The 22,351-nt window shown below is 45.1% G+C and carries 24 protein-coding genes and 1 riboswitch; of the genes, 11 read left to right on the plus strand and 13 right to left on the minus strand.

All coding sequences use genetic code 11. The annotated features are described in order from the left end of the window. Both AM506_RS17840 and AM506_RS17845 read left to right on the plus strand, forming a co-directional pair. The coding region (locus AM506_RS17840) for a transposase (RefSeq protein WP_160316897.1) at positions 1–215 on the plus strand (215 nt) is incomplete at its 5' end. A 144-nt stretch (positions 216–359) separates the two neighbouring features. Further along, the gene (locus AM506_RS17845; RefSeq protein ID WP_060673954.1) at positions 360–1,154 is read left to right on the plus strand and encodes an SDR family NAD(P)-dependent oxidoreductase; all 795 of its coding nucleotides are present in this window, start codon (positions 360–362) and stop codon (positions 1,152–1,154) included. Between the two features lie 55 nt (positions 1,155–1,209). Here the strand turns inward: AM506_RS17845 and AM506_RS17850 are convergent, their stop codons facing one another. After that, complete coding sequence (locus AM506_RS17850) at positions 1,210–1,554, minus strand: hypothetical protein (protein ID WP_152968627.1); 345 nt, start codon at positions 1,552–1,554, stop codon at positions 1,210–1,212. Between the two features lie 300 nt (positions 1,555–1,854). On the opposite strand from AM506_RS17850, the gene AM506_RS17855 reads away from it, so the two are divergent. From AM506_RS17855 to AM506_RS23185, 3 genes are all read left to right on the plus strand, one after another. Then, complete coding sequence (locus AM506_RS17855) at positions 1,855–2,475, plus strand: sigma-70 family RNA polymerase sigma factor (RefSeq protein ID WP_060673958.1); 621 nt, start codon at positions 1,855–1,857, stop codon at positions 2,473–2,475. After that, positions 2,435–2,656, plus strand: coding sequence for a hypothetical protein (locus AM506_RS17860; RefSeq protein ID WP_060673960.1), 222 nt, complete (start codon positions 2,435–2,437; stop codon positions 2,654–2,656). The genes AM506_RS17855 and AM506_RS17860 overlap by 41 nt, the downstream gene beginning before the upstream one ends. 86 nt (positions 2,657–2,742) lie before the next feature. Beyond that, positions 2,743–2,835, plus strand: a complete 93-nt coding sequence (locus AM506_RS23185; RefSeq protein WP_219169586.1) for a putative holin-like toxin — start codon at positions 2,743–2,745, stop codon at positions 2,833–2,835. 66 nt (positions 2,836–2,901) lie between these two features. Here AM506_RS23185 and AM506_RS17865 read toward each other — a convergent pair whose 3' ends face one another. Further along, complete coding sequence (locus AM506_RS17865; protein ID WP_060673962.1) at positions 2,902–3,993, minus strand: PQQ-dependent sugar dehydrogenase; 1,092 nt, start codon at positions 3,991–3,993, stop codon at positions 2,902–2,904. Between the two features lie 60 nt (positions 3,994–4,053). Next, positions 4,054–4,923 (minus strand): Cof-type HAD-IIB family hydrolase, encoded by an 870-nt coding sequence (locus AM506_RS17870; protein WP_060673964.1) that lies wholly within the window; start codon positions 4,921–4,923, stop codon positions 4,054–4,056. A 160-nt stretch (positions 4,924–5,083) separates the two neighbouring features. On the opposite strand from AM506_RS17870, the gene AM506_RS17875 reads away from it, so the two are divergent. Then, positions 5,084–6,601, plus strand: coding sequence for a BCCT family transporter (locus AM506_RS17875; protein ID WP_060673966.1), 1,518 nt, complete (start codon positions 5,084–5,086; stop codon positions 6,599–6,601). Positions 6,602–6,728: 127 nt separating this feature from the next. Then, positions 6,729–8,042, plus strand: a complete 1,314-nt coding sequence (locus AM506_RS17880; protein ID WP_060673968.1) for a short-chain fatty acid transporter — start codon at positions 6,729–6,731, stop codon at positions 8,040–8,042. A 127-nt stretch (positions 8,043–8,169) separates the two neighbouring features. On the opposite strand, the gene sda is transcribed toward AM506_RS17880, so the two are convergent. Then, complete coding sequence (gene sda / locus AM506_RS22270; RefSeq protein ID WP_079532306.1) at positions 8,170–8,301, minus strand: sporulation histidine kinase inhibitor Sda; 132 nt, start codon at positions 8,299–8,301, stop codon at positions 8,170–8,172. 366 nt (positions 8,302–8,667) lie between these two features. Between sda and AM506_RS17885 the strand changes: the two genes are divergently transcribed. Next, complete coding sequence (locus tag AM506_RS17885) at positions 8,668–10,029, plus strand: YjiH family protein (protein WP_060673971.1); 1,362 nt, start codon at positions 8,668–8,670, stop codon at positions 10,027–10,029. A gap of 53 nt (positions 10,030–10,082) precedes the next feature. Here the strand turns inward: AM506_RS17885 and AM506_RS17890 are convergent, their stop codons facing one another. The 9 genes from AM506_RS17890 to AM506_RS17930 form a co-directional block, all read right to left on the minus strand. After that, entirely contained in the window at positions 10,083–11,348 is a 1,266-nt protein-coding gene (locus AM506_RS17890) for an ATP-binding protein (RefSeq protein WP_060673973.1), read from the minus strand. Positions 11,349–11,591: 243 nt separating this feature from the next. Then, complete coding sequence (locus AM506_RS17895; RefSeq protein WP_060673975.1) at positions 11,592–12,533, minus strand: L-threonine 3-dehydrogenase; 942 nt, start codon at positions 12,531–12,533, stop codon at positions 11,592–11,594. A gap of 79 nt (positions 12,534–12,612) precedes the next feature. Further along, positions 12,613–13,803 carry a glycine C-acetyltransferase gene (locus AM506_RS17900; RefSeq protein WP_060673977.1) on the minus strand — a complete coding sequence of 397 codons (1,191 nt, stop codon included), beginning with the start codon at positions 13,801–13,803 and terminating at the stop codon, positions 12,613–12,615. A gap of 268 nt (positions 13,804–14,071) precedes the next feature. Beyond that, a complete protein-coding gene (locus tag AM506_RS17905) occupies positions 14,072–15,250 on the minus strand; it encodes a MalY/PatB family protein (RefSeq protein ID WP_060673979.1) in 1,179 nt (392 codons plus the stop codon). Positions 15,251–15,339: 89 nt separating this feature from the next. Further along, complete coding sequence (locus tag AM506_RS17910) at positions 15,340–16,026, minus strand: DNA alkylation repair protein (protein WP_060673981.1); 687 nt, start codon at positions 16,024–16,026, stop codon at positions 15,340–15,342. Positions 16,027–16,273: 247 nt separating this feature from the next. Continuing rightward, positions 16,274–16,918, minus strand: a complete 645-nt coding sequence (locus AM506_RS17915) for a YczE/YyaS/YitT family protein (RefSeq protein WP_060673983.1) — start codon at positions 16,916–16,918, stop codon at positions 16,274–16,276. Positions 16,919–17,066: 148 nt separating this feature from the next. Beyond that, positions 17,067–17,423: a VOC family protein gene (locus AM506_RS17920; RefSeq protein WP_060673985.1), complete on the minus strand. Its 357-nt coding sequence runs from the start codon at positions 17,421–17,423 to the stop codon at positions 17,067–17,069. A gap of 11 nt (positions 17,424–17,434) precedes the next feature. Beyond that, positions 17,435–18,454: an S-adenosylmethionine:tRNA ribosyltransferase-isomerase gene (locus tag AM506_RS17925; protein WP_060673987.1), complete on the minus strand. Its 1,020-nt coding sequence runs from the start codon at positions 18,452–18,454 to the stop codon at positions 17,435–17,437. Beyond that, the gene (locus AM506_RS17930) at positions 18,451–19,182 is read right to left on the minus strand and encodes an SDR family NAD(P)-dependent oxidoreductase (RefSeq protein ID WP_060674074.1); all 732 of its coding nucleotides are present in this window, start codon (positions 19,180–19,182) and stop codon (positions 18,451–18,453) included. Before AM506_RS17930 ends, AM506_RS17925 begins: the two co-directional genes overlap by 4 nt. Before the next feature lie 195 nt (positions 19,183–19,377). After that, positions 19,378–19,474: riboswitch (ZMP/ZTP riboswitch) on the plus strand. A 46-nt stretch (positions 19,475–19,520) separates the two neighbouring features. Here AM506_RS17930 and AM506_RS17935 point away from each other — a divergent pair. The 3 genes from AM506_RS17935 to AM506_RS23345 all read left to right on the plus strand — a co-directional run bounded on the left by AM506_RS17935 (position 19,521) and on the right by AM506_RS23345 (position 22,335). Beyond that, positions 19,521–20,375, plus strand: a complete 855-nt coding sequence (locus tag AM506_RS17935) for a bifunctional 5,10-methylenetetrahydrofolate dehydrogenase/5,10-methenyltetrahydrofolate cyclohydrolase (RefSeq protein ID WP_440480358.1) — start codon at positions 19,521–19,523, stop codon at positions 20,373–20,375. A gap of 122 nt (positions 20,376–20,497) precedes the next feature. Then, the gene (locus AM506_RS17940; protein WP_060673991.1) at positions 20,498–22,054 is read left to right on the plus strand and encodes an FAD-dependent oxidoreductase; all 1,557 of its coding nucleotides are present in this window, start codon (positions 20,498–20,500) and stop codon (positions 22,052–22,054) included. Between the two features lie 146 nt (positions 22,055–22,200). Further along, positions 22,201–22,335 (plus strand): hypothetical protein, encoded by a 135-nt coding sequence (locus tag AM506_RS23345; protein WP_258264487.1) that lies wholly within the window; start codon positions 22,201–22,203, stop codon positions 22,333–22,335. The last annotated feature ends 16 nt before the right edge of the window (positions 22,336–22,351 follow it).

The following is a 22,351-nucleotide window of genomic DNA, read 5'->3' on the forward strand; positions in this document are numbered from 1 at the left end:
CGTTCTGCCCAAGTTCTGCCCAAACACTAAAGAATTGGCAAAATGAAATATTGAATAGCTTTCGATATAACTATTCAAACGGGTTTTTAGAGGGCATAAACAACTTAACGAAAGTGATGAAACGAAACGCATTTGGCTTTAGAAGCTTTCTTCGTTTTCGAGCAAAGATTTTACTGACACATAAGTATAAAAGAATGGGCACGCATATTGGATAAGGGTGAAGCAAAACTCACTTCACCCCAACAATTGACGTTGAACCTATTTTCAAAACCGGGATTTTATTTTCAAAACCGCCGCCTCCCGTTTCCCACCTCCCCCCATCGGGTAAAACCTACTATACATCACAAGGAGGTAATATAATGAGTTTCCTATTCCATGAAAGCACGTTGAAAGACCAGCATATCCTTATCACCGGTGCCACTGGCGGCATCGGATATGAAACGGCGAAGGTAGCCATTCAGGCAGGTGCCAAGGTGACGATTACGGGTCGGAATGAAGAAAAGCTGAATCAGTTGAAAGCAGAATGCCAAGATCCTTCCAGGGTCTTCCTGTATAAAGCGGATCTTATGAGTACCGAAGACCGCGAAAAGCTTTTATCCGCGGCAAGAGATGAGCACGGCCCCATCACAGGTCTTGTGAATTCAGCCGGGATCGGCGGTGGTGATCTGGTGGAGAAACTGACAGAAGAAGATTTGCGAAAAATCATGGAGTTAAACTATTTTTCACTGGTCCAGCTCTCCCAGGCAGTCTTTAACCAAATGAAGTTCGGGAAAAGTGGAGCGATCGTCAACATCTCTTCCCTCTCCGGACTGAGAGGCACCCACGGAAACAGTGCGTACAGTGCGTCGAAATTTGCTGTGACAGGGTTCACGCAGGCCTTTGCCCATGAAGCAATACAGCATAATATTAGAGTGAACGCCATCTGTCCCGGGTATGTCGATACAGAAATGGGACGAAACGCCATCAAATCCAAAGGGGAACGAGAAGGCAGAAGCTATGAGGCACAATTGGAGATTGCGAAGGACAGCATTCCTTCAGGAAGATTAACCTCCCCTGTTGAAGTCGCGAACACCATCGTCTATCTATTAAGTGATGCTGCCGAAAACATTGTCGGGGAATCAGTCAAAATTTCCGGGGGCAGCGTCATGCGCTGATTCCAGGAGGCACAAGAACGGGCAAAGGTTATTCACCCTTGCCCGTTTCCAGTTTCTAGCTGCCCTCTTGAATCTTCTTTTTAATTTCATCAATATATTTTTTCTTTTCTTTTTCATTGGTGAGCTGGTCACTGTTTTTATCCTGGAGGTATTTTTGAAGTGCCTTTTCAATCTCTTCATGTGAAGCGTCTTCCGAGATGACTCCGGTCTTCTTTAACATTTCTATGATCTTTTCATCGTTGGCCAGAACATCCACCTTATTCGCAGGCTGATCCGTTTCGGCAGCAGGTACATCCGAATTGACTTCAGTAGAATCCTGCTCGTCCTTCTGATCCTCTGTCGCACATCCACTCAGCAATAAACCTACCAGAAGAAAGGCGAACATCGATTTACCACCCATCCCATCACTTCCCTTTCATAGAGAATGAACCTTGTATACTATATTATATAAACTACCCTTCAACCCCTTGATAAAATCATAAATCGTTCTAATAAGTGGATAATAAGGGAAAATTAGTGCATTCATCACTTACTTCATTCTGCTATGTATGATTTAATAGATAGTACTATGGAACGATTATAGAGAAGAAGGTTGTGGAAATGCCCCCCTTCCGCTTCTTTATAAAGTAAAAGCAGAGAGATGTTTTCTCCTCTTTTTTTTACTTTAAAATCGAACATATGTTCTATTGGTGGTGAAAAAATGGATTCATTAGTGAGTGAATTTTATCGTCATTATTCTCATCTCAAATACAATAAAGCCGTTGATTCCTTTATCAGTCAAACGGAGAACCGGAAGTTAGTCGAAGATTTTTTACGTCACCCCACTGCAAGTAAGGAAGATCATTTAAACGAAGCTTTTAAAGCCTATTATTTTGATATCCGGTTTACTTCTTACGTCAGTTCATCCCTTTATTATCACAGTGTGAACTTTGACAAACATATAAGAAAATATAGCGAACGTCATCCTCTTACCCTCGATAACCAGATCGGTGAAGATGGCGGATCATATGTCGACCTTGTTCCGGATCCGGCATCGGATATCACACCTTTCACCATGTATTCGACCTTGATGGAATGCCTGGAGAATGAGGAACTCCTTCAGGCGTATAAAACATTGACCGACAAACAGAAGCATATCCTCGATTTAGCCTATGTGCAGGAATTATCGAATACGGAAATCGCACGAATGCTCGGCGTATCACAACAAGCCGTCTCGAAAACACATCGAAAAGCTTTACGCAGATTAAAATCCATTTTAGAAAAAGGAGAATCAATAAACCATGGGAATTTTATACGACCTAGTCAAAGAAGCGAAGGGTAACACGGGAAATGAAACGAAGGTCATCCGGAGATTCGAACCGAAAATCAGGAAATCATTGTACCTCACCCGACTCGAAAACAGGGACGACCTTGAACAGGAGTTAAAAATCAAATTGATCCGGTATGTACGGGACTATTCATTGGAAAATGTCCCGGGTTTATTTGACGAAAAGAAGCAGTAAGAACGAGAAAGAATATTCCATTTATTTCAAGTGTATAGGACAATCTTGAATCCGGGAAGCCTTAGAATAAGGAGGCGATGTATACAATGAATACATTCGAAGTATTATCTCTGATGCTCAGTTTTGGGATGTTCGTGATTGCGATTCTAAAAGCCAATGATGAAAATAAACATTCATGAACACGCTTTAGAGCGTGTTTTTTTTTGCAAAAAAACCTCCCACAGATAAGGGAGGTTACCGTCCTTCTATTCTTCCTTCATCACTGACTTCAAATCCACTTCATACAACTTATCATCGTTCTCACGGGGGATTCCGCGTCCATCTGTGTTGTTGGAGACAAAATAAAGGGTGTCCCCTTCCACCAGCACATCCCTGACACGTCCAAATCCAGTAAGAAGATCGGTTACTTCCCCTGATTCCGGTTCAAACCGTTTTACACTCTGACCAGCGAGGGAAGCAAATACAAGATCACCTTTCCAGAAGTCCGCTCCAGAAGGGGCCCATGAAGGTTCCCCGGAGTGTGCCAGAGGGGAGATCAGGGACTCTCCCTTTTCATCTCCTGTGATCTTTGGCCATCCGTAATTGTTTCCGGCTTGAATCAAGTTGACTTCATCAAAGCCATTCGGGCCATGTTCCGTTTCATAGAGCTCACCATCCTGATTCCAGGCAAGACCTTGGGGATTCCGGTGGCCGTAGCTGTAAACAGGTGAATCTTTAAATGGATTATCGGACGGGGTTCCTCCATACAAATCCAGGCGTAGAATTTTCCCACCAAGGAAGGATAGATCTTGAGCATGATCCTGCCTGGTGGCATCCCCTGTCGTAATGTAAAGTTTTTGATCTGGCCCGATTTCAAGCCTGCCTCCTTGATGATACTGACCGCTTGGAATCCGGTCCAACATTACTTTTTCCTCGGTCCATTCGTTTGCAGTCCGCCTCAGGGTTACGACCCGGTTGAAATTATCACCGGAATCCTGGTACGTATAATAAGCAAAAGCCTGCTGATTCGATTTGAAATCCGGATGAAGTACTAATCCCAACAATCCCGCTTCAGGGCGATCCGATAGTGGCTTCGAAAGACTGGTTTTCACCACAGACTTCTTCCCATTCATTATCTCAACGATTCCCCCAGTCCGCTGAGTGATATAGAAAACATCACCCTGCTTCTGGATGGACCAGGGAATGGAGAGACCCTTTGCCACCACTTTACTCTCGACACTCGGTCTGGTGACGGATTCACTTTCTTCCTGTTGCATATCTGGTTGTCCGAACGAGCACGCACTAAGTAATAAACTCTGACTCATGATCAACACGAGCCAACTCATTTTGATTTTCATCCTACCAGCTCCCCTTATTCACTCTTTTTAAACCAGTATGGACAACAGAAGGAGTTCTCATTACTTTGCCGGTTGCTGGATCACTTCCTGGATGGCTTTAGCCACACCATCCTCTTTATTCGATGCCGTGATGAATGGACAGAAATCTTTAATCTGCTCCAGGGCATTCCCCATGGCGACGGGTCTGCCGACTACTTTCATCATGGACAGATCGTTTAGGTTATCTCCCATGGCCATGGCGTTTTCAGGGGAAAGCCCTTTATCCTTCAGGAGTTTCTCAAGAGCGACGCCTTTTTGTGCCTCAAGGCTGTTCACTTCAATATTTTCTTTCCCGGATGAACTGATGGCGATGCCTGATAGTTCACTTAATTTCCTGTTGGCTTCTTGTAATTGCCTGTCATCAAAGGAGAAGACAAGGAATTTGTATACAAGCTGGCTGTCATCCTCGAACAGGACCCCGTAATCTTCCACCAGCTTGATATGCCCTTTTTCAAATCGTTCCCTGGCAGCTTGTCTCACCTGTTCTTCTGATACGCCGGGATTGGCCGTTGTGAAGATATTGACGATCAACTCGACTCCCATATCATAGTCTTCCGTATACGTTCCCTGATCTGTGTAGATTTCAAAGTAAATGCCTGTTTCATTCAAGACAGCGGCAATCTCTTTTGCGCGTGCTGATTCAATCCCTGCCTGATAGATGATTTCACCTTGTTTATTCCGCACTTCTGCTCCATTGGCACAGACGATATCGCATGAGATTCCTGCTTCCTCTATGACATAACGGGCTTCCTCATATGACCTGCCTGTGGCAACCACCACTTCAATTCCCTGCTGCTGTGCATCCAGGATAGCCTGCTTATTCGCATCACTGATTTCCTGATTTTCATTTAATAACGTTCCGTCCATATCTGTAGCAATGAATGTAATCATTTTGTAAACACCTTCCTGTTGTTGAATATTCTTAATTAAGCTATTGTATCATGAACCTTTTATGGTTTTATACTGAACACCCTCCTGATATGAATACCCTGGGAGAATTAGGGTATGGAAATAAGGAGAACGCTCGTCTATTACGTCAGGAGGAACATTCATGGGTAACCGTACATATTTGAACAAAGTGTTTTGGATTTCAGCTATTATTGTGTCCATCTTAGTTGTTTTTGGCGCTTCTTTTCCGAAACTTTTCGCAAAAGGAGCGAATGCTGCCTTTGGTTTCACCACCTATTCGTTTGGATGGTTTTATCTCGCGGCCGTGTTTTTCTTCGTACTATTCCTGCTTTTCCTTATGGGAAGCAAATATGGGAAAATCCGGCTTGGAAAGGATGACGAACGACCACAATATCCATTCTTCACCTGGATCGGTATGTTATTTTCCGCCGGGTTCGGGATCGGACTTGTGTTCTGGGGAATTGCAGAACCGATGAGTCACTTCTTTGAAACCCCGATTCCAGGTGTAGAACCTCAAACAGAGGAAGCAGCACGCCTCGCAATGGGTTATGCCTTTTTCCACTGGGGTGTCAGCCAATGGTCGGTCTTTACGATTGTCGGATTGATCATTGCTTACTTTCAATTCAGAAAAGGAGAGGATGGACTCGTTTCTACTTCCCTCTCTCCCATGATCGGTCAACGTAAAGGTTCACGGGGTATTAAAAACACCATAGATATACTCGCGGTCATCGCAACGGTCATGGGCGTCGCTACTTCACTCGGACTCGGGATCCTGCAGATCAACGGAGGATTGAGTTCCGTCTTTGGAATAGGAAGCGGTACACTGACTCAATTGGTGATCGTATTGATTCTGCTCGTGCTTTATTTAGCGTCTTCAACGACAGGACTTGATAAAGGGATTAAATGGCTCAGTAATCTCAATTTATCCCTGGCTCTTATTCTGATGCTCTTTGTCTTTATCGTCGGTCCGACGGTGTTCATCTTAAATACGTTCACTCTTGGAATCGGTGATTATATTTCAAATTTCATCCGATACAGCTTACGCCTGACGCCTTATCAGGGCGGGACATGGGTACAGGACTGGACGATATTCTACTGGGCCTGGGCCATCGCCTGGTCTCCTTTCGTCGGTGCCTTTATCGCACGGGTATCGCGGGGGAGGACGATCAGGGAATTCATTGTGGGCGTTCTGGTCGTTCCACCGCTGATTGCCCTTATGTGGATCGCCGTCTTTGGGGGAACTGCCCTACACTTGGATTTATTCAGCGGCACCTCGATTGCGGAAGGAGTCAAAAAAGATGTGACGAGTGCCCTATTTTCAACCTATGGTGAACTTCCCTTCACCATGGTCCTCTCCGTCCAATCGATTCTTTTGATCTTTACCTTTCTCATCACGTCGGCTGACTCAGCAACGTACATTTTAAGCAGTATGACGACAGAAGGGAGCCTGAACCCTCCAATGATCGTGAAGATCGTTTGGGGAGTATTGATTGCCGCCATTGCAGCAGTATTGCTCGTATCCAGTGGTCTCGAGGGATTACAGACCGCTTCTCTCGTATCTGCACTTCCATTCACCGTAATCCTGATCCTGATGTGTGTGACGTTATTTAGACTTCTCCGGAAAGAAAAGAAAGAAGGAGCAGGACCGGTTAAAAAATAACATTTGATTGGCGTCCCTACTCTTGAAAAGAGTAGGGCGCTTTTTTAATTTCACACAAAATGAAAGGGTTTTCATTCACCACTATAGAAGAATAGTATGGAGATATATTTCTATAAGGGGGATGAAGATGAAAGGACTTATTTCATTATCTAACAAAATCATGCAGCGTTATTTACCGGATCCATTTTTGTTTGTGGTCATTTTAACATTGGTCGTGTTCGGTCTTGGGCTCATTTTCACTGAAAGTTCGAGCCTTGAGATGGTTCAGTATTGGGGGGACGGCTTCTGGAGCCTGCTTGCCTTTTCCATGCAGATGGTGCTGGTCCTTGTGACAGGATACGTTCTTGCGAGCAGTCCATTGTTTAAACGGTTCCTCGGGTTTCTTGCTTCGTTTGCAAAGTCTCCTGGTTCTGCCATTGTAATCGTGACCGTCGTTTCCATGATTGCAAGCTGGATCAACTGGGGATTCGGACTTGTCATCGGAGCATTATTTGCAAAAGAACTGGCCAAACGGGTGAAAGGCGTCGATTACCGGTTGCTCATTGCAAGTGCCTACTCGGGATTCGTGGTCTGGCATGCAGGGTTCTCAGGCTCGATTCCGTTGTCGATCGCGACTGACGGTCATCCCTTCCAGGATTTGATCGGGGTCATCTCGACGAATGAAACCATCTTTGCAGCGTCCACTCTCATCATTGTGGCAGCATTATTTATCGTCCTTCCGATCACCAACAGGATGTTAATGCCGGCGAAAGACGAGACAATAACGGTTGACCCTGATCTCTTCAATGAGACAGCTGCCACTCTTGAAAAAGAAAGGATGACTCCTGCCGATAAACTTGAGAACAGCATGATCTTATCGATTATTGTGGCGGTGCTCGGAATTGTATTCTTATTCTCGTACTTTGCTAAAAATGGTTTCGCACTAAATTTAGATATCGTAAACTTTCTGTTCCTATTTCTCGGGATTCTCTTTCATGGTACGCCGAAACGCTTCCTTGCCGCTGTACAGGAAGCCATTAAGGGGGCAAGCGGGATTGTCATCCAGTTCCCTTTCTACGCGGGAATCATGGGGATGATGACAGCGTCAGGACTTGCTGTCGTCATGAGTGAAGCTTTCGTATCGATTTCAAATGATGTGACGTTTTACTTCTTTGCCTTCCTGAGCGCAGGAATCGTCAACTTCTTCGTTCCGTCCGGTGGCGGGCAGTGGGCTGTTCAGGCTCCGATCATGCTCGATGCCGCCCAAACCCTCGATGCATCGGTCGCCAAGACCGCCATGGCCGTTGCGTGGGGAGATGCGTGGACCAACCTGATCCAGCCGTTCTGGGCATTACCGGCCCTTGCCATTGCAGGACTGAAGGCAAAAGATATCATGGGATATTGTGTGATCATCCTTGTCATCAGTGGAATTGTCATTTCACTCGGGTTACTGTTTTTATAACGGAAAAAGCGAAAGCACCATTTTCAGTTGATGGTGCTTTTTTCTTTGGATGAATAAAAAGGCCGGCCTCCCTGAGAGACCGGCCGTTATGTATGGACGTTCATTATCTATTATATTCGAATGTCTTCTAGCGTACGCTTTCCCTTCTTTCCATCTCCCCTTCTAGCATCTCAATAAACTCTTCTTCCAATCCTTCTTCCTGTGCCAGTTGATACACATTGGTCAATTGCTCTTCTGTAAGTTTTGTTAAAGACGTCATCGATTACATCTCCTGACTATCCAAGGTATGAATTCTTTATACCCACTTAAACAAATGATAAACCTCTATTTACATTAGAATAAAATCTTTTTTTAGTTCGAAACTCACCTTATTCCCATGTTATTATTGAAATTTTTTAAAATTTTAGTAAAATAAGAAACGTACTGAAAGATAGCGCTTTCTTTTTTGTATTCATGATTACCTGCATTTTATTAAAATTTTATGTTTCACCCATCCATCCTTCGGGAAAACCAACTGAGGAATACATAATCTTCCTTGCCGCAACTTTCTATGGACAAATTTATATGTATGCATTAAAATGAATAATGTTTCATTTTCCGTTACAACTACATCTGAGGTGAATTTATGAATCAGCAACATCGCTTTACACTAACAAGTCATTTTCGATTTATCATCCCTTCCTTATTGGGAGTTTTCTTATTTATGATACCGGTTCCGGGTAAAGACGGAATTACGATACCGATTGCGGTCCTATCCGGGCTTCTTCAGGATTGGATCGGAAGCTATGTACCAGCCATTATGACAGGTTTAATCCTCCTGACGGTCATCGGGACGTTCATTACAAAGCTCGCACATCCAGATTTTATTGAAAAATCACCATTTTTCTCCAGTCTATTCGATGTTCGGCCTGTATGGGCCGTTGTCAGAGTAGTCGGCGCCGTCTTTGCCGTTATGACTCTATTTAAATTGGGACCTGAATGGGTCTGGTCAGATGCAACAGGGGGACTTCTATTAAACCCCGACGGACTCCTTACCATTCTCTTTTCTGTCTTTCTATTTGCAGGGCTTTTCCTGCCACTATTATTGAATTTCGGATTACTGGAATTATTCGGGGCACTTTTAACGAAAATCATGCGACCCGTATTCGGCCTTCCGGGTCGTTCTTCCATTGACTGCTTAGCATCTTGGCTAGGAGACGGAACGATCGGCGTGTTATTGACAAGTAAGCAGTACGAAGATGGATACTATACGAAGAAGGAAGCAGCGGTCATCGGGACAACCTTCTCTGTCGTTTCCATCACCTTCTGTCTCGTGGTCATTTCACAGGTGAACCTTGGAGAATACTTCATCCCGTTCTATCTCACGGTAGCGGCGTCTGGGCTTCTCGCAGCGATTATCCTGCCTCGGATCCCGCCTTTATCCCGCAAGCCTGACACGTACTTCAATGGTCAGGAAGGGAAGGACACGATGGAAGTGATTCCTGAAGGATACAGCCGTGTCGGATATGGTTACGAGCAGGCTCTTGTACAGGCGAAAAACAACAACAGTGCATCCAAGTTCTTCACAGATGGAATGAAAAATGTGCTGGATATGTGGATGGGTGTGGCACCGATTGTCATGGCGATTGGGACAACAGCCCTGATTGTTGCGGAGAATACGAAGTTCTTTGAATACATTGGTATGCCGCTTATTCCGATCCTGGAGCTACTGCAAATCCCGGAAGCAACGGAAGCTTCTCGCTCCATCCTTGTCGGATTTGCTGATATGTTCCTGCCGGCCATCTTCGGATCCGGTATCGAAAGTGAGCTGACGCGTTTTGTCATCGCCTGCCTATCGGTCACACAATTGATCTACATGTCAGAAGTTGGCGGACTGCTCCTTGGTTCCAAGATCCCGGTCGATTTCAAGGATCTCGTCATCATCTTCCTGCAGCGTACATTCTTGACATTACTTGTGATTGTAGCGATTGCTCATATGATCTTTTAAGCAATAGGAAACCCCAGGTTCGGATTCGAACCTGGGGTTTTTTGATTGAAGTGTTAACTATTTTGATCCACGGGAAACGTGACTTCCACTTTCGTACCTTTATTCACCTGTGAATCAATCTGAAGGGATCCTTTATGGTCTTCGATGATTTTTTGACTGATCGTAAGTCCGAGTCCCATACCCTTTTCCTTCAGGGTGAAGAACGGCTCCCCGAGTCGCTTCAATCTTTCGGGAGGGATACCGGTTCCCTCATCCTCGATGATGATATGAACAGACTCATTCCTTATTTTCCAGTCGACATCGATTTCCCCTTCATCCATGGACTCAATGGCATTTTTAATAATATTGATAAAGACTTGTATGCATTGATTCTTATCCCCGAACACATGAATCGGGGAGGATGGAAGCTGGATATTCAATGTGATGCCTTTAAGAAGGGCTTCATGCTCCATAACCTTGGCGACATACCTCAGGACGTCACTCATATCAAATGGCTGATATTCCCTCATTTGGGGCTTGGATAAAATAAGCAGCTCACCAACGATTTGATTGATCCTGTCCATTTCAGAAGACATGACTTTAAGGTAGTGGCCGGATACATGCTCGTTTTCTTCCAACAGTTGAATGAAGCCTTTGATGCTTGTGAGGGGGTTTCTGATTTCATGTGCGATCCCTGCCGCAAGTTCCCCCACAACGGATAGCTTCTCTTTCCGTAACAGCATTTCTTCTGCGATCTTTTGCTGGGAAATATCCCTGCCGATGATGACCAGTCCCTTTCGTTCATGATTCGAATGAAATAAAGGGACTTTAATGACGTCAAAGGTTTTGAACTCTCCGTTCGGAAGATAAAACCCTTCTTCACATCGTGTGACTTGCTCTGCCTTCCATGACTCCTCATCAGAATCGATGCAATAGTCAAAGGCGTCTTTAAAGAATGGGACCAGTTTGCCCAGCTCCCTATCCGTCTTGCCGACATAATCAATGTCCTCAAGATTATACAGCTTCCGCCCAAACTGATTCACCTTCAACCAGCGACCTTCCCCATCTTTGAAACAGACAAAATCGGGTAGGGAATGAAGAAGGGTCGAGAGCTGATTTTCTTCTTCCAACAGCTTTTGGTGCCGCCTCATGAACCGGTTCCCCTTTTTTAATAGGATGAGGAGGACCCCCACTAAGGCGCACATGAGAAGAAGTGAAGCGAGGGCGTCCCATGGTGAATCAAGTATGAGTATGACGATGACCTGTAATAGGGAAAGAGCCATTAACATTATGATAAACCTGTGGAATGTCCGTTCCTTGCTATTCATTTTCTCTGCCATCTAAGTACCAGCCTCACTCTTACTTTCATATTTTTGGGTTTTTGGCTTATATAGTTCATATGTACCACCAAGCGATTTATAAGAAACCTTTCATTATCACTGTTTTGAACTGTTTCTGTTGGATTTCTTTTTTCTGTTAATTGAAGTATATCATGTCCCCTTCTACAAATGTCATTTTTTGTCGCTTTATATATTTTAAGGAACGCAAAAAAATCCCCCTGACCTGCAGAGGGATCCTTCCACTTACTTCGTTTTCAGTTTATCAAGCATATCCGATGTCATTTTGGCTAAATCGTATTCCACTTTAAAACCCCATTCGTTCGTGGCTGCACTGGAATCGATGGCGTTTGGCCAGCTTTCGGCAATACTTTGGCGAACAGAATCGACGTTATAATTCAGTTTAAAATCCGGCTGGTGGACACGGATCGCTCCGGCAATGTCTTCAGGCGCCACGCTCATGGCTGACACATTGAAGGAATTGCGATGCTCAAGCTTTGAACCGTCTGCTTCCATCAGGTCGATGATGGCATTCAGGGCATCCGGCATATACATCATATCCATGTAAGTGCCTTCCCCGATATAAGAAGTGTACTCATTATTCTTGATTGCCTCATAGTAGATTTCTACAGCATAGTCCGTCGTTCCACCGCCTGGGAGGGTTTCATATGAAATAAGTCCAGGGAAACGCAACCCCCTGGTGTCCACTCCAAATTTCGTGAAGTAGTAATCTGAAAGAAGCTCCCCGGATACTTTGTTTACTCCGTACATGGTCGTAGGGCGCATGATCGTATCCTGCGGTGTTGAATCCTTCGGTGTGGATGGGCCGAATGCTCCGATGGAACTTGGTGTGAAGAATTGGCATCCTAATTCTCTTGATGTCTCAAGGGCATTCACAAGTCCGCCCATATTCAGGTTCCAAGCGAGAAGCGGTTTCGCTTCTGCTGTGGCAGATAATAGAGCGGCTAAGTGAATGATCGTATCCACGTTATGGGTCTTGGCAATGTCGAACATTTTTTCTGCATTCGTTACGTCAAGCTGCTCGAAAGGACCGTTCTTTACGACCGGACTATCCGTTTCACGAATATCCGTTGCGATGACGTTATCCGAACCGTATACTTCACGCATTTTATTGGTGAGCTCAGATCCGATCTGTCCAAGGGCACCCGTTACTAAAATCTTTTTCATCGTCTTTCCTCCTGCATTTACCTTTGGTGATATCGTATAAAGACAGGGCCGACTAAGTGCCGGTCCCTATGCTGTTTCTTTAAATGATGCCCATTTCTTTGCCGACCTTCTCGTACGCAGCAACCGCCTGATCAAGCATTTCCTTCGTATGTGCGGCGGAAGGCATGTTTCTGACACGGCCTGTGCCTCTTGGTACGGTTGGGAACACGATGGATTTCGCATAAACCCCTTCCTCATACAGGCGCTTACTGAAGTTCTGTGTTGCCTGCTCTTCGCCGATGATCACAGGTGTGATTGGTGTCTCACTGTTTCCAATGTCAAATCCAAGCTTCGTCAGTTCTTCCTTCAGATAACGGCTGTTTTCCCACATATTATCCTGAAGCTCAGTCGAATTCATGATGAGATCAAGGGCTTCCGTACAAGCTGTTACATCTGCCGGTGTCAAGGATGTGGAGAATAAGAATGGACGGGAACGGACTTTCAACCAATCAATCAGGTTTTGAGTTCCAGCTACATATCCGCCGACTACCCCGATGGCTTTTGATAACGTACCCATTTGGAAGTCAACTTTATCAGACAAACCAAAGTGTTTGACCGTACCTGCACCTTTACCAAGGACACCTGAACCGTGGGCATCGTCTACATATGTCATGATATCGAATTCTTCTGCGATTTCGACGATTTCAGGAAGCTTACACACATCTCCGTCCATCGAGAATACACCATCCGTGATGATCATGATTTTGTTGTATTGACCAGATTCCTTCGCCTCTTTCGCTTTTGCACGAAGATCTTCCATATCGGAGTGACCAAAACGGATGATCTTGGCTTTTGACAGACGGCATCCGTCAATGATGGATGCGTGATTCAGTTCATCTGAAAGGATGGCGTCATTCTTATCCATCACGGCTGAGATGGCGGCCATATTGCAGTTGAATCCTGATTGGTACGCAATCGCCGCCTCTGTCCCTTTAAATTCCGCAAGCTTTTCCTCAAGCTTCACATGAAGATCAAGCGTCCCATTGATCGTACGGACAGCTCCTGCTCCAACACCGTATTCCTTCACCGCTTCGATCGCTACCTTTTTCAGGCGTTCATCTGTGGCGAGTCCCAGATAGTTATTTGAAGATAAGTTCACGAGTTTTTTCCCGTTAATGGTGATCACCGGTCCATTAGCACCCTGCAATGGATCGATTTCATTATACAAACCGCGTGATTTTAAGTCTTCAAGGTTTTCTTGTAGAAAGAGATCTAATGTCTTGCTTGTCATATTCTCGTCCTCCTGTTATGTAAGCGTTTTAAAAACAAATGTCCACTCCAAAAATACAATATTTATCCGTTGGTTCTTTGTGTTTTCTAAGGATTGTTCTCTTTTTTAGTTTAACATGTTTTTTTGTGATGGACAAAAAATATCTTCAGATTTCGGTTTTATGTTAGTGTTCCCTGAATGGTTGGAAAACTTCAGGTTTTTTAGTAAGGAAGTGGTGGTTGAGAATAAAAAATGAACAAAAGCGGTCACTTTTGTTCATCTTGGTTGGTTATTTAAGCATTTTGCCTTGGACACGGTGTTCGAGTATGGCTTCGTTCATTCTTCTTAGTGCCAGATCGACCCGTTCTTTGGGGCAGGCGATGTTCATTCGGACGAAGGGTTGGCCGCTTTCTCCGAATTTGAAACCTTCGTCGAATTTGACTCGGGCTTTTTCCAGGAAGAATCTGCATAGTTCTTCCCCTTTCATTTCGAGACCGGTGCAGTCGATCCAGATCAGATGAGTGGCCTGTGGCTGGATGGCCCTAAGCTCCGGCAAATGCTGCCCTAGATAGTTCTCTACATACTGTTTATTCTCTTCCAACACCATTAGGAGCTCCTTCAGCCACGGTTCCCCTTCCTCATAAGCCGCGATGGTGCCTTCAATCCCAAACACATTCGGCCGCATCAGTCCAAAGCCTGTGAGCTTGGCCTGATACTTCTCCCTTACAGTTTCATTCGGAATTAGTAGAATGGAGGTTTGCAGTCCTGCTATGTTAAACGTTTTACTTGGAGCAGCACATAGGACGCTTCTCTCCAACAAACTTTCATCCCCTTTAAAGAGAGGGATATGTTCATACCCTTCATACACTAAGTCTCCATGCATTTCGTCAGAGATGATCCATAAATCGTGACGTTTGGCGATATCACCGATTTTCCTCAGTTCCTCTTTCGTCCACACCCGCCCAACAGGATTATGGGGGCTGCAGAGAATAAGGATCTTGGTTCTGGACCCGCTCGCTTTCTCTTCCAGATCCTCGAAATCAATGGAATAGACGCCGTCTTTATAGAGTAATGTATTTTTCATCACTGAACAGCCGTGATTCTCAATCGTGCTATAGAAAGGATAATAAACCGGATCCTGAATGATGACCCCGTCCCCAGGTTCTGTCAACACGGACAGAACCACATTGATGCCAGGGATGATCCCCGGACTGAAGCTGATCCATTCTTTCTTTATATCCATTTGGAAGCGCCTTTTCCACCATGACATAATGGACGCAAAGTATCGATCGCTAAACGTCGTATAGCCGTATATGCCGTGTCGTGCCTTCTTGTTCAGTGCTTCCACAATGGCAGAAGAAACTTTGAAGTCCATGTCGGCTATACACATAGGGATCACATCCCCGTCAGGAAATGACCATTTAACGGAGTGCGTATTCGTTCTCTCGATGCAATCATTCCAATTCATATCCAATGCCCCTCTCAAATCTATCTTTCTTTACTTTATACTAGATTGGGGTCCGGGTGAATACCTGAAAGATAAATAGGAATTTCCCCTTATTTCTCCACCTTTTCTTTACGATTCACATGCTTCAATCCTTCCCGGACACTTAATGAAGCCAGCTCCTCTGAAGCAATGAAGTCCTTCACCGCTTCGGGATTCGTTTTTGAATACTCCCTCAGGGCCCAGCCGATGGCCTTCTGGATAAAGAATTCCTTCGATTGACGATGCATGCCGATATACCTGAATAGGCGTGCCTCATCGGTTTCCGTCTTATATTTTAATTGATGGAGGATGGCGATGCGGTTTAACCACATATTATCTGAGTGAATCCATTTCTCTAAGTATGTGTCAGCTTCTTCTTTTTGATAGATTTTCCCGACATGATTGGAAGCGATATGATCAATCGTGTCCCACCAGGATTTCGTTACGATCATTTCTTCCAAAAGGGGAAGATGCTCTTTAGTTAAGTACCTTGATTGTTTATCGATCAGCCCTAGAGCGACGTATTGACATTCACGCTGAGGTTCCGACCAGAGAGAACGAACAATATCAGGAAATTCTTCATTGTCTGGTTTCCCGTTCTCCTTCAGAAAATCCCGGAGCAAGAGAGTGCGCTCCGGTGTCCTGATGCCAAAGAACTCAAACTGATTTCTCATATAGGCTTCCATCGCTTCCCGGTTATCACTGTTTTGATGATCTTTCAAACGGGCAATCAGTTTAACAGCATACTCATGACTCATGTAAAGTCTCCTCCTTATGACGTTCTTCACATTCAAAACAGCAGCTCTTTCCGTCCCCGATTTGAACACCGTTAAAGAAACCGTCCAAACAAAAGAGGGGCTCTTGACAGAGATAACAATAGTCTACAAGCTCTTTCATATTCCCACCCATTCCTTCTCACATAATAGATCCCGATAATCAAAACTCTCTATCATACTTCTGGATGATCGTTTGAAAAACCTTTTCCAAATAAAAAAAAGACAACCCTTAGCTTGCTAAAGGATTGTCTCGTTTTGTCATCTGTCTTGCAATGAGAAAGTGTAGCAGCTTTTTGCTTTGAGGCAATGAAAATCCAACGATGGAACCGAGTCCGAGTGCGATGATCACAGTACCGATCCCTACAGGACCGCCCAGTAACCACCCGAAGAAGAACACGATGATTTCCATTCCATTCCGTACCCATTGCACTTTCCAACCCGTTTTCTCAACGACCAGCAGCATGAGACTATCCCGTGGCCCCGCTCCGAGGTCGGCTGATACGTACAGGCCGATTCCGTATCCGATCACCACGATCCCAATGGCAAACACGATGGCTTCTGCCAGGAAAGATTGTGGATCAGGCAGTAAAAAATTGAATACATCTATGAAAATTCCAATTAACAGCATATTGATAAACGCACCGGCTTTAGGAAATGACCTGGTCCCGACACCTGTCACAAACAGGATGATGAAGCCCACAATGATGGACCACGTCCCGATCGTCAGACCAAGCTGCTTGAATAATCCATAGTGAAATACATCCCAAGGCCCGATTCCGAGGTCTTTCCCTTTGATCGTCAAGCTGATGCCAAACGACAGGACGAGGAGCCCCACAAAGAAAAACGACCAGCGTAAACTCTTTTCTTTATTCATGAAAATCCCTTCCTACACCATAGTCATTTCATTTATTACCCGGATAACTGTATCACAGAATGCCGGACAAAAAAATTTCATAAAACCTATGGGGTTGGTGGGGATAAATCAGCCGGATTCATGACATGAAAAAGATATAAGCTACCCACTACTCTTCAATAAACTCAATGATTTCGCCATCAGGACCTAAGAAAAAAGCCACTTTCCAGCCATTTTCAAGAAGAAGGGGGCCTTCCACAGGCAGTAAACCCTTATACTTTACGAATTCAACTTCCTTTTCCAGATCGTCTGCTGCCAATGCTAAATGGAGAAACGTACGCTTCATTCCGTCATCCTCTCCAGGTTCCTCTATGAGCTCCAACCGGCAATCTCCCTTTTTCAAAAACAGGATGTTCTCACTTCCCCACTTAAAAACCATTTCTTTTTCAAATCCAAAATGGGACTGATAGAACTCCTTCGATCTCTCCAAGTCCTTCACATTCATCCCAATATGATGAAGTCTCATACTCATTCTCCTTACAAAATGACATTCATATCTCCGAATTCATGCCATTTATAGTTTTTTTCCAGGGCCGTTTGATAGGCATGACGCAATTTGTCCTCTGACATGAACGCCTTTAAGAGATCCAAATGACTCGCTTCAGGTTCATGTAGCCCCGTAATGAGACCGTCTACGATTTGGAGGGGGGTATCACGGGATATATATAAGTTTGTGACACCTTCAGCAGGCTGCAGCCCCCCGTACTGAGTCATGACCGTCTCAAGTGTCCGAACAACCGTCGTACCCACTGCGATGACCCTCTTCCCCCGATCCTTAGCGTGACGTATCTCTTTAACCGCTTCTGAACTCACCTGATAGTCTTCAGGATGGTGCTCTGGCATCGGCCAGCGATCATTTCCATAGTAGCTCAAGCCTGCGTGGAGCTGGATGAATACAATGCCAACTCCTTTTTCCTTTAAGGCTTGTAATAACCTCCATGTAAAAGCCCTTCCGGCAGATGCCATTTCAACGGACCCCGGTACCGATCCATAGACATTCTGGTAATAATCCAGGGGCCAGGGCTCCTTGGTGTATTCATAACGGATGGGCTCACCGTATTTGAAAATGAAGTCCATCAATTCACTGCCACCCTTGTTGAACTCAACCTGTAAAAGTGGGCTTTCACTTCCTTGACCCTTTATGTGCCCTGATACACCTCCTGGAAAATTAATCGGTTCCCCCGCTTGATGGAAGTCCCCAAGGATGAGGGCATCCCACGTGTTATCGCCTCTTTTCCTGGAAAGGCGAAGGAAGACATTCCGGTTTCCCTGCTTCCCTTTGAGTGATGCGGGAAGGGTTCTGCTGTTATTGAAAACAAGCACGTCTCCCTCATTTAAAAAATCAGGCAGGTTTTTAAATACAGTATGTTCACACTGGCCGTTCTCACGGTCCAGCACCATCAGCCTCACGTCATCCCTCTCAAACCCTTGAAGTTCGATGGGTGTGGTCGCGTTCAAACTGGAGGGGATGTGAAAGGAATTCAAAGGTCCATTCATGCCTCCTCCCCCGCTTTCCCGTGAAATTCCTGTGCTTCGAATCTCTTACCGTTTTCCTTTGTCGATGCATCAGATGCGAGGTAAAGAAAGACATCAAGGTGATCGTGTGGATGTGCAAGGGGATAATCACATTCAGGTACAGCCTTGTCGTGCATCTCCGTATCCATCTCACCCGGATCCACCATGTTCACCCTCACACCTGTACCGTCCAGCTCGTCAGCCCATGTTTGAGTCATCCCTTCCACCGCGAATTTTGAAATACCGTACGCACCCCATTCGCTGAACCCTGTTTGGCCCGCTTCTGAAGTTAAATTTATGATGGACCCCGTCCCCCTGCTGATCATACCGGGAAGAACCCGTTTCGTTACTAAAAATGGGTTTAACGTATTGATTCTGAGCACCTCCATAAACTCCGCCTCTGGATAATCTGCCAACAGGCGTGGCCCCGGTCCAAACACAGAAGCATTATTTATCAGAACATCAATGCTTCCCCACACTTCTTCCGTTACCGACACAAAACGTTCTACATCACGGGCATCCGACACATCGGCCTCCAGTGCCACCACTTCCGCTCCCAACATTTTCAGTTCTTTTTCAACTTCCTTTAGTGGACCAGCACTTCTTGCACAGATAGCCACCTTTGCCCCTTCTTCAGCGAACTTCCTTGCCAATGCCTTTCCCAGTCCTTTTGAAGCACCCGTTATCATGACGACTTTATGTTCAAACATATTCCATACCCCTTTCATTTCTCTTGTTACTCCCAGTGTATGAAATAATTAAAGGCAAAAAATCATCTATTCGGGGTTGAACCTTATAGAAAATTAGATGTAGCACACTCTCAGCCTTTTGATGTATTTCCAGAAAAACACGAACATTAATACTGGAAATTTAATTTATATTCGTGTTACAATGAGTTTGAAGATAATTAGAGCAGTGACTGGCGAAAATGTGGAATCAACCACAAGGGAGCTGCGAATTTTACAAAACATGAGCCATTAGCCGTTCGCCTGGGCAGAAGGCAGGGGGATACCCTTGTCTTTTTTTACTATAATCAGGAGGGATTGCAGTGGAACCACTGGTATTAGACGGGAAACTTGTTGCATCTGAAATTAAGGAAAGCCTGAAATCAAGAGTAGCTGCACTAAAGGAGAAGGGAATCACTCCGTGTCTTGCAACGGTGCTGGTCGGAGATGATCCATCTTCAGCTACGTACGTCAAGATGAAAGGAAATGCCTGTGCAAAGATCGGAATGGAATCAAGACGCATCCACCTGCCAAAAGAAACGACAACCGAAGAATTGCTTGACGTGATTCAGGAGCTGAATGATGACTCTTCCGTACATGGGATTCTATTACAGCACCCCGTTCCTCATCAAATCGACGAACGTGCGGCCTTTGAAGCGATTTCCATCGAAAAGGATGTGGACGGTGTCACTAGCCTCGGCTTCGGCCAAAATTCATTGGGATTCGGTGAATACCCATCCTGCACCCCGGCAGCCATCATGAGCATCATCGATTATTACGAGGTAGCCCTTGAAGGGAAACACGCCGTCGTGGTTGGAAGGAGTCCGATCCTGGGCAAACCTGTTTCCATGATGTTATTGAACGGAAACGCAACCGTGACTACTTGCCATTCCTATACAGAGAATCTCCCTGATATCCTGGCTGCTGCAGATATTGTCGTGGCAGCTGTCGGCAAACCGAATTTCATTCAAGGGGAATGGTTAAAAGAAGGTGTTGTCGTACTTGATGCCGGCTACAACAAAGGGAACGTCGGGGACATCGATTACGAAGCATGCTATGAAAAGGCCAGTGCCATCACACCGGTCCCTGGCGGTGTTGGACCTGTAACCATCTCTATGCTATTAAAGCAGACAGTTGATTCTGCTGAGAAATACGGCCCTATCCTTCAAAATGCATAAGTCATAACGCTTCACGAGACTGATTCCATCACAGGGTCAGTCTCTTTTTTCTCTTTCTTGACTTATTTTTTCTTCATTTCGGGAGAGAATGGTAAGGAATAGAAAGCTAAAGGAGCGTTCATATGGATACACACAAACACAATGCATTCTCCAACACACCGGAACCGTACTGGAGAGAAACGACTAAACTTCCCCTATTTAAAAAGCTGGATCAAAACCTGAAAGTAGACGTGACAGTTGTGGGAGGCGGGATAGCGGGGCTCACCACTGCTTACCTGTTGGCAAAAGGCGGCAAAAAGGTTGCCTTCATAGAGGCTGATCACATATTGAACGGCACGACCGGTCATACAACCGCTAAAATCACCGCACAGCACGGATTGATTTATGATGAACTCATCCAGCATTTCGGGGAAGAGTTCGCAAGGAAATATTATTTGTCCCAAACAAAGGCCATTCAGTTCATTAAAGACACTATTATGAGTGAAAACATCGAATGTCATTTTTCAGAAGAAGACGCGTATGTGTATGCAACGACAGACCAATATGCAGAGAAGATCGAAAAGGAATATGAAGCGTATCAGAAGCTGGATATTGCAGGTAGGCTCACAGAAGATATCCCCCTGGACCTGGATATCAAAAAGGCCATCATGATGGGGAAACAGGCTCAATTCCATCCATTGAAATATTTAAAAGCCTTGATTGATTCTTATACAGGATTGGGCGGTCAAATCTATGAAGGAACCACTGCAAAGACCATCAATGAAGGAGATAGCACGCAGGTTGTCACGGCGGACGGATATCACCTCGATAGTGAATTCGTCGTCATCTGCTCCCACTTCCCCTTTTATGATGGCATGGGGTTTTATTTCACGAAATTGCATGCAGAACGTTCTTACATTCTCGGGGTGAAAGCCAAGAAGGACTATCCAGGGGGAATGTATATCAGCGCTGAAGATCCAACCCGTTCCCTCCGCTATGAAGTGGATGATAACGGTGAAAAACTCATTCTGATCGGCGGGGATAAACATAAGACGGGGCAAGGAAAAGATACGATGGACCACTACAAGGCACTGCAGGAATTTGGAGAAGAAGTAGTCGGGGTAGACGAAGTAAAGTATCGCTGGTCCGCACAGGACTTGACCACCCTTGATAAAGTGCCTTATATCGGAAAGCTGACGGAAAAACACCCCTCGATTTTTGTCGCAACAGGCTTTAATAAGTGGGGAATGACTTCCGGTACTCTAGCCGGCCAGATTCTTTCTGACCAGATCTTAGGAAATCATCACATTTATGCAGACGTATACTCACCTTCGAGGTTTGTCGCTGACCCAAGTATCAAGCATTTTTTCAAAGAGAATCTCAATGTAGCCGGCGAGCTCATTAAAGGAAAACTCCAAATCCCATCTAAAAAGCCCGAGGACCTTGAGAAAGGGGAAGGCGATGTCGTCAATTTGAACGGACGCCGATGTGGAGGGTTCCGGGATGAAACGGGAAAATTGCATGTCGTGGACACAACATGTACCCACCTCGGCTGCGAAACCGAGTGGAATCATGGAGACCACACCTGGGACTGCCCTTGTCACGGCTCACGCTTCTCCATAGACGGAGTCGTCATCGAAGGCCCTGCCAAGAAACCCCTCACAAGGTTTGAAGTAACCGATGGAGGGACGGACCTCTAGAAAACGTGAGATTTTTGTCGAATATAGCCTGGGAAATAAATTGAAAAACCAAGGTATCTGACATATTTTGTCGCATGATACAAAAGAATATTTCCTGCGTAATTCCTTAAACTATAAATGCTTGACTATTTAGGGAGGGATTCTGAATGGGACGCACAAAAAAAGGAAACCGCAATGCTCAAAGTAACACAAATGCTAAAAGAGGAAATCGCACGAGTTCTGAATTAGTCGAGTTTACAACCGGGCAGGAAAACACTAAGAAAAACCGACCACAACAGTAAGAGCGATCAACATAGA

Source organism: Rossellomorea vietnamensis, from assembly GCF_001305855.1.
In the GTDB taxonomy this organism is placed as follows: Bacteria; Bacillota; Bacilli; order Bacillales; family Bacillaceae_B; genus Rossellomorea; species Rossellomorea vietnamensis_A.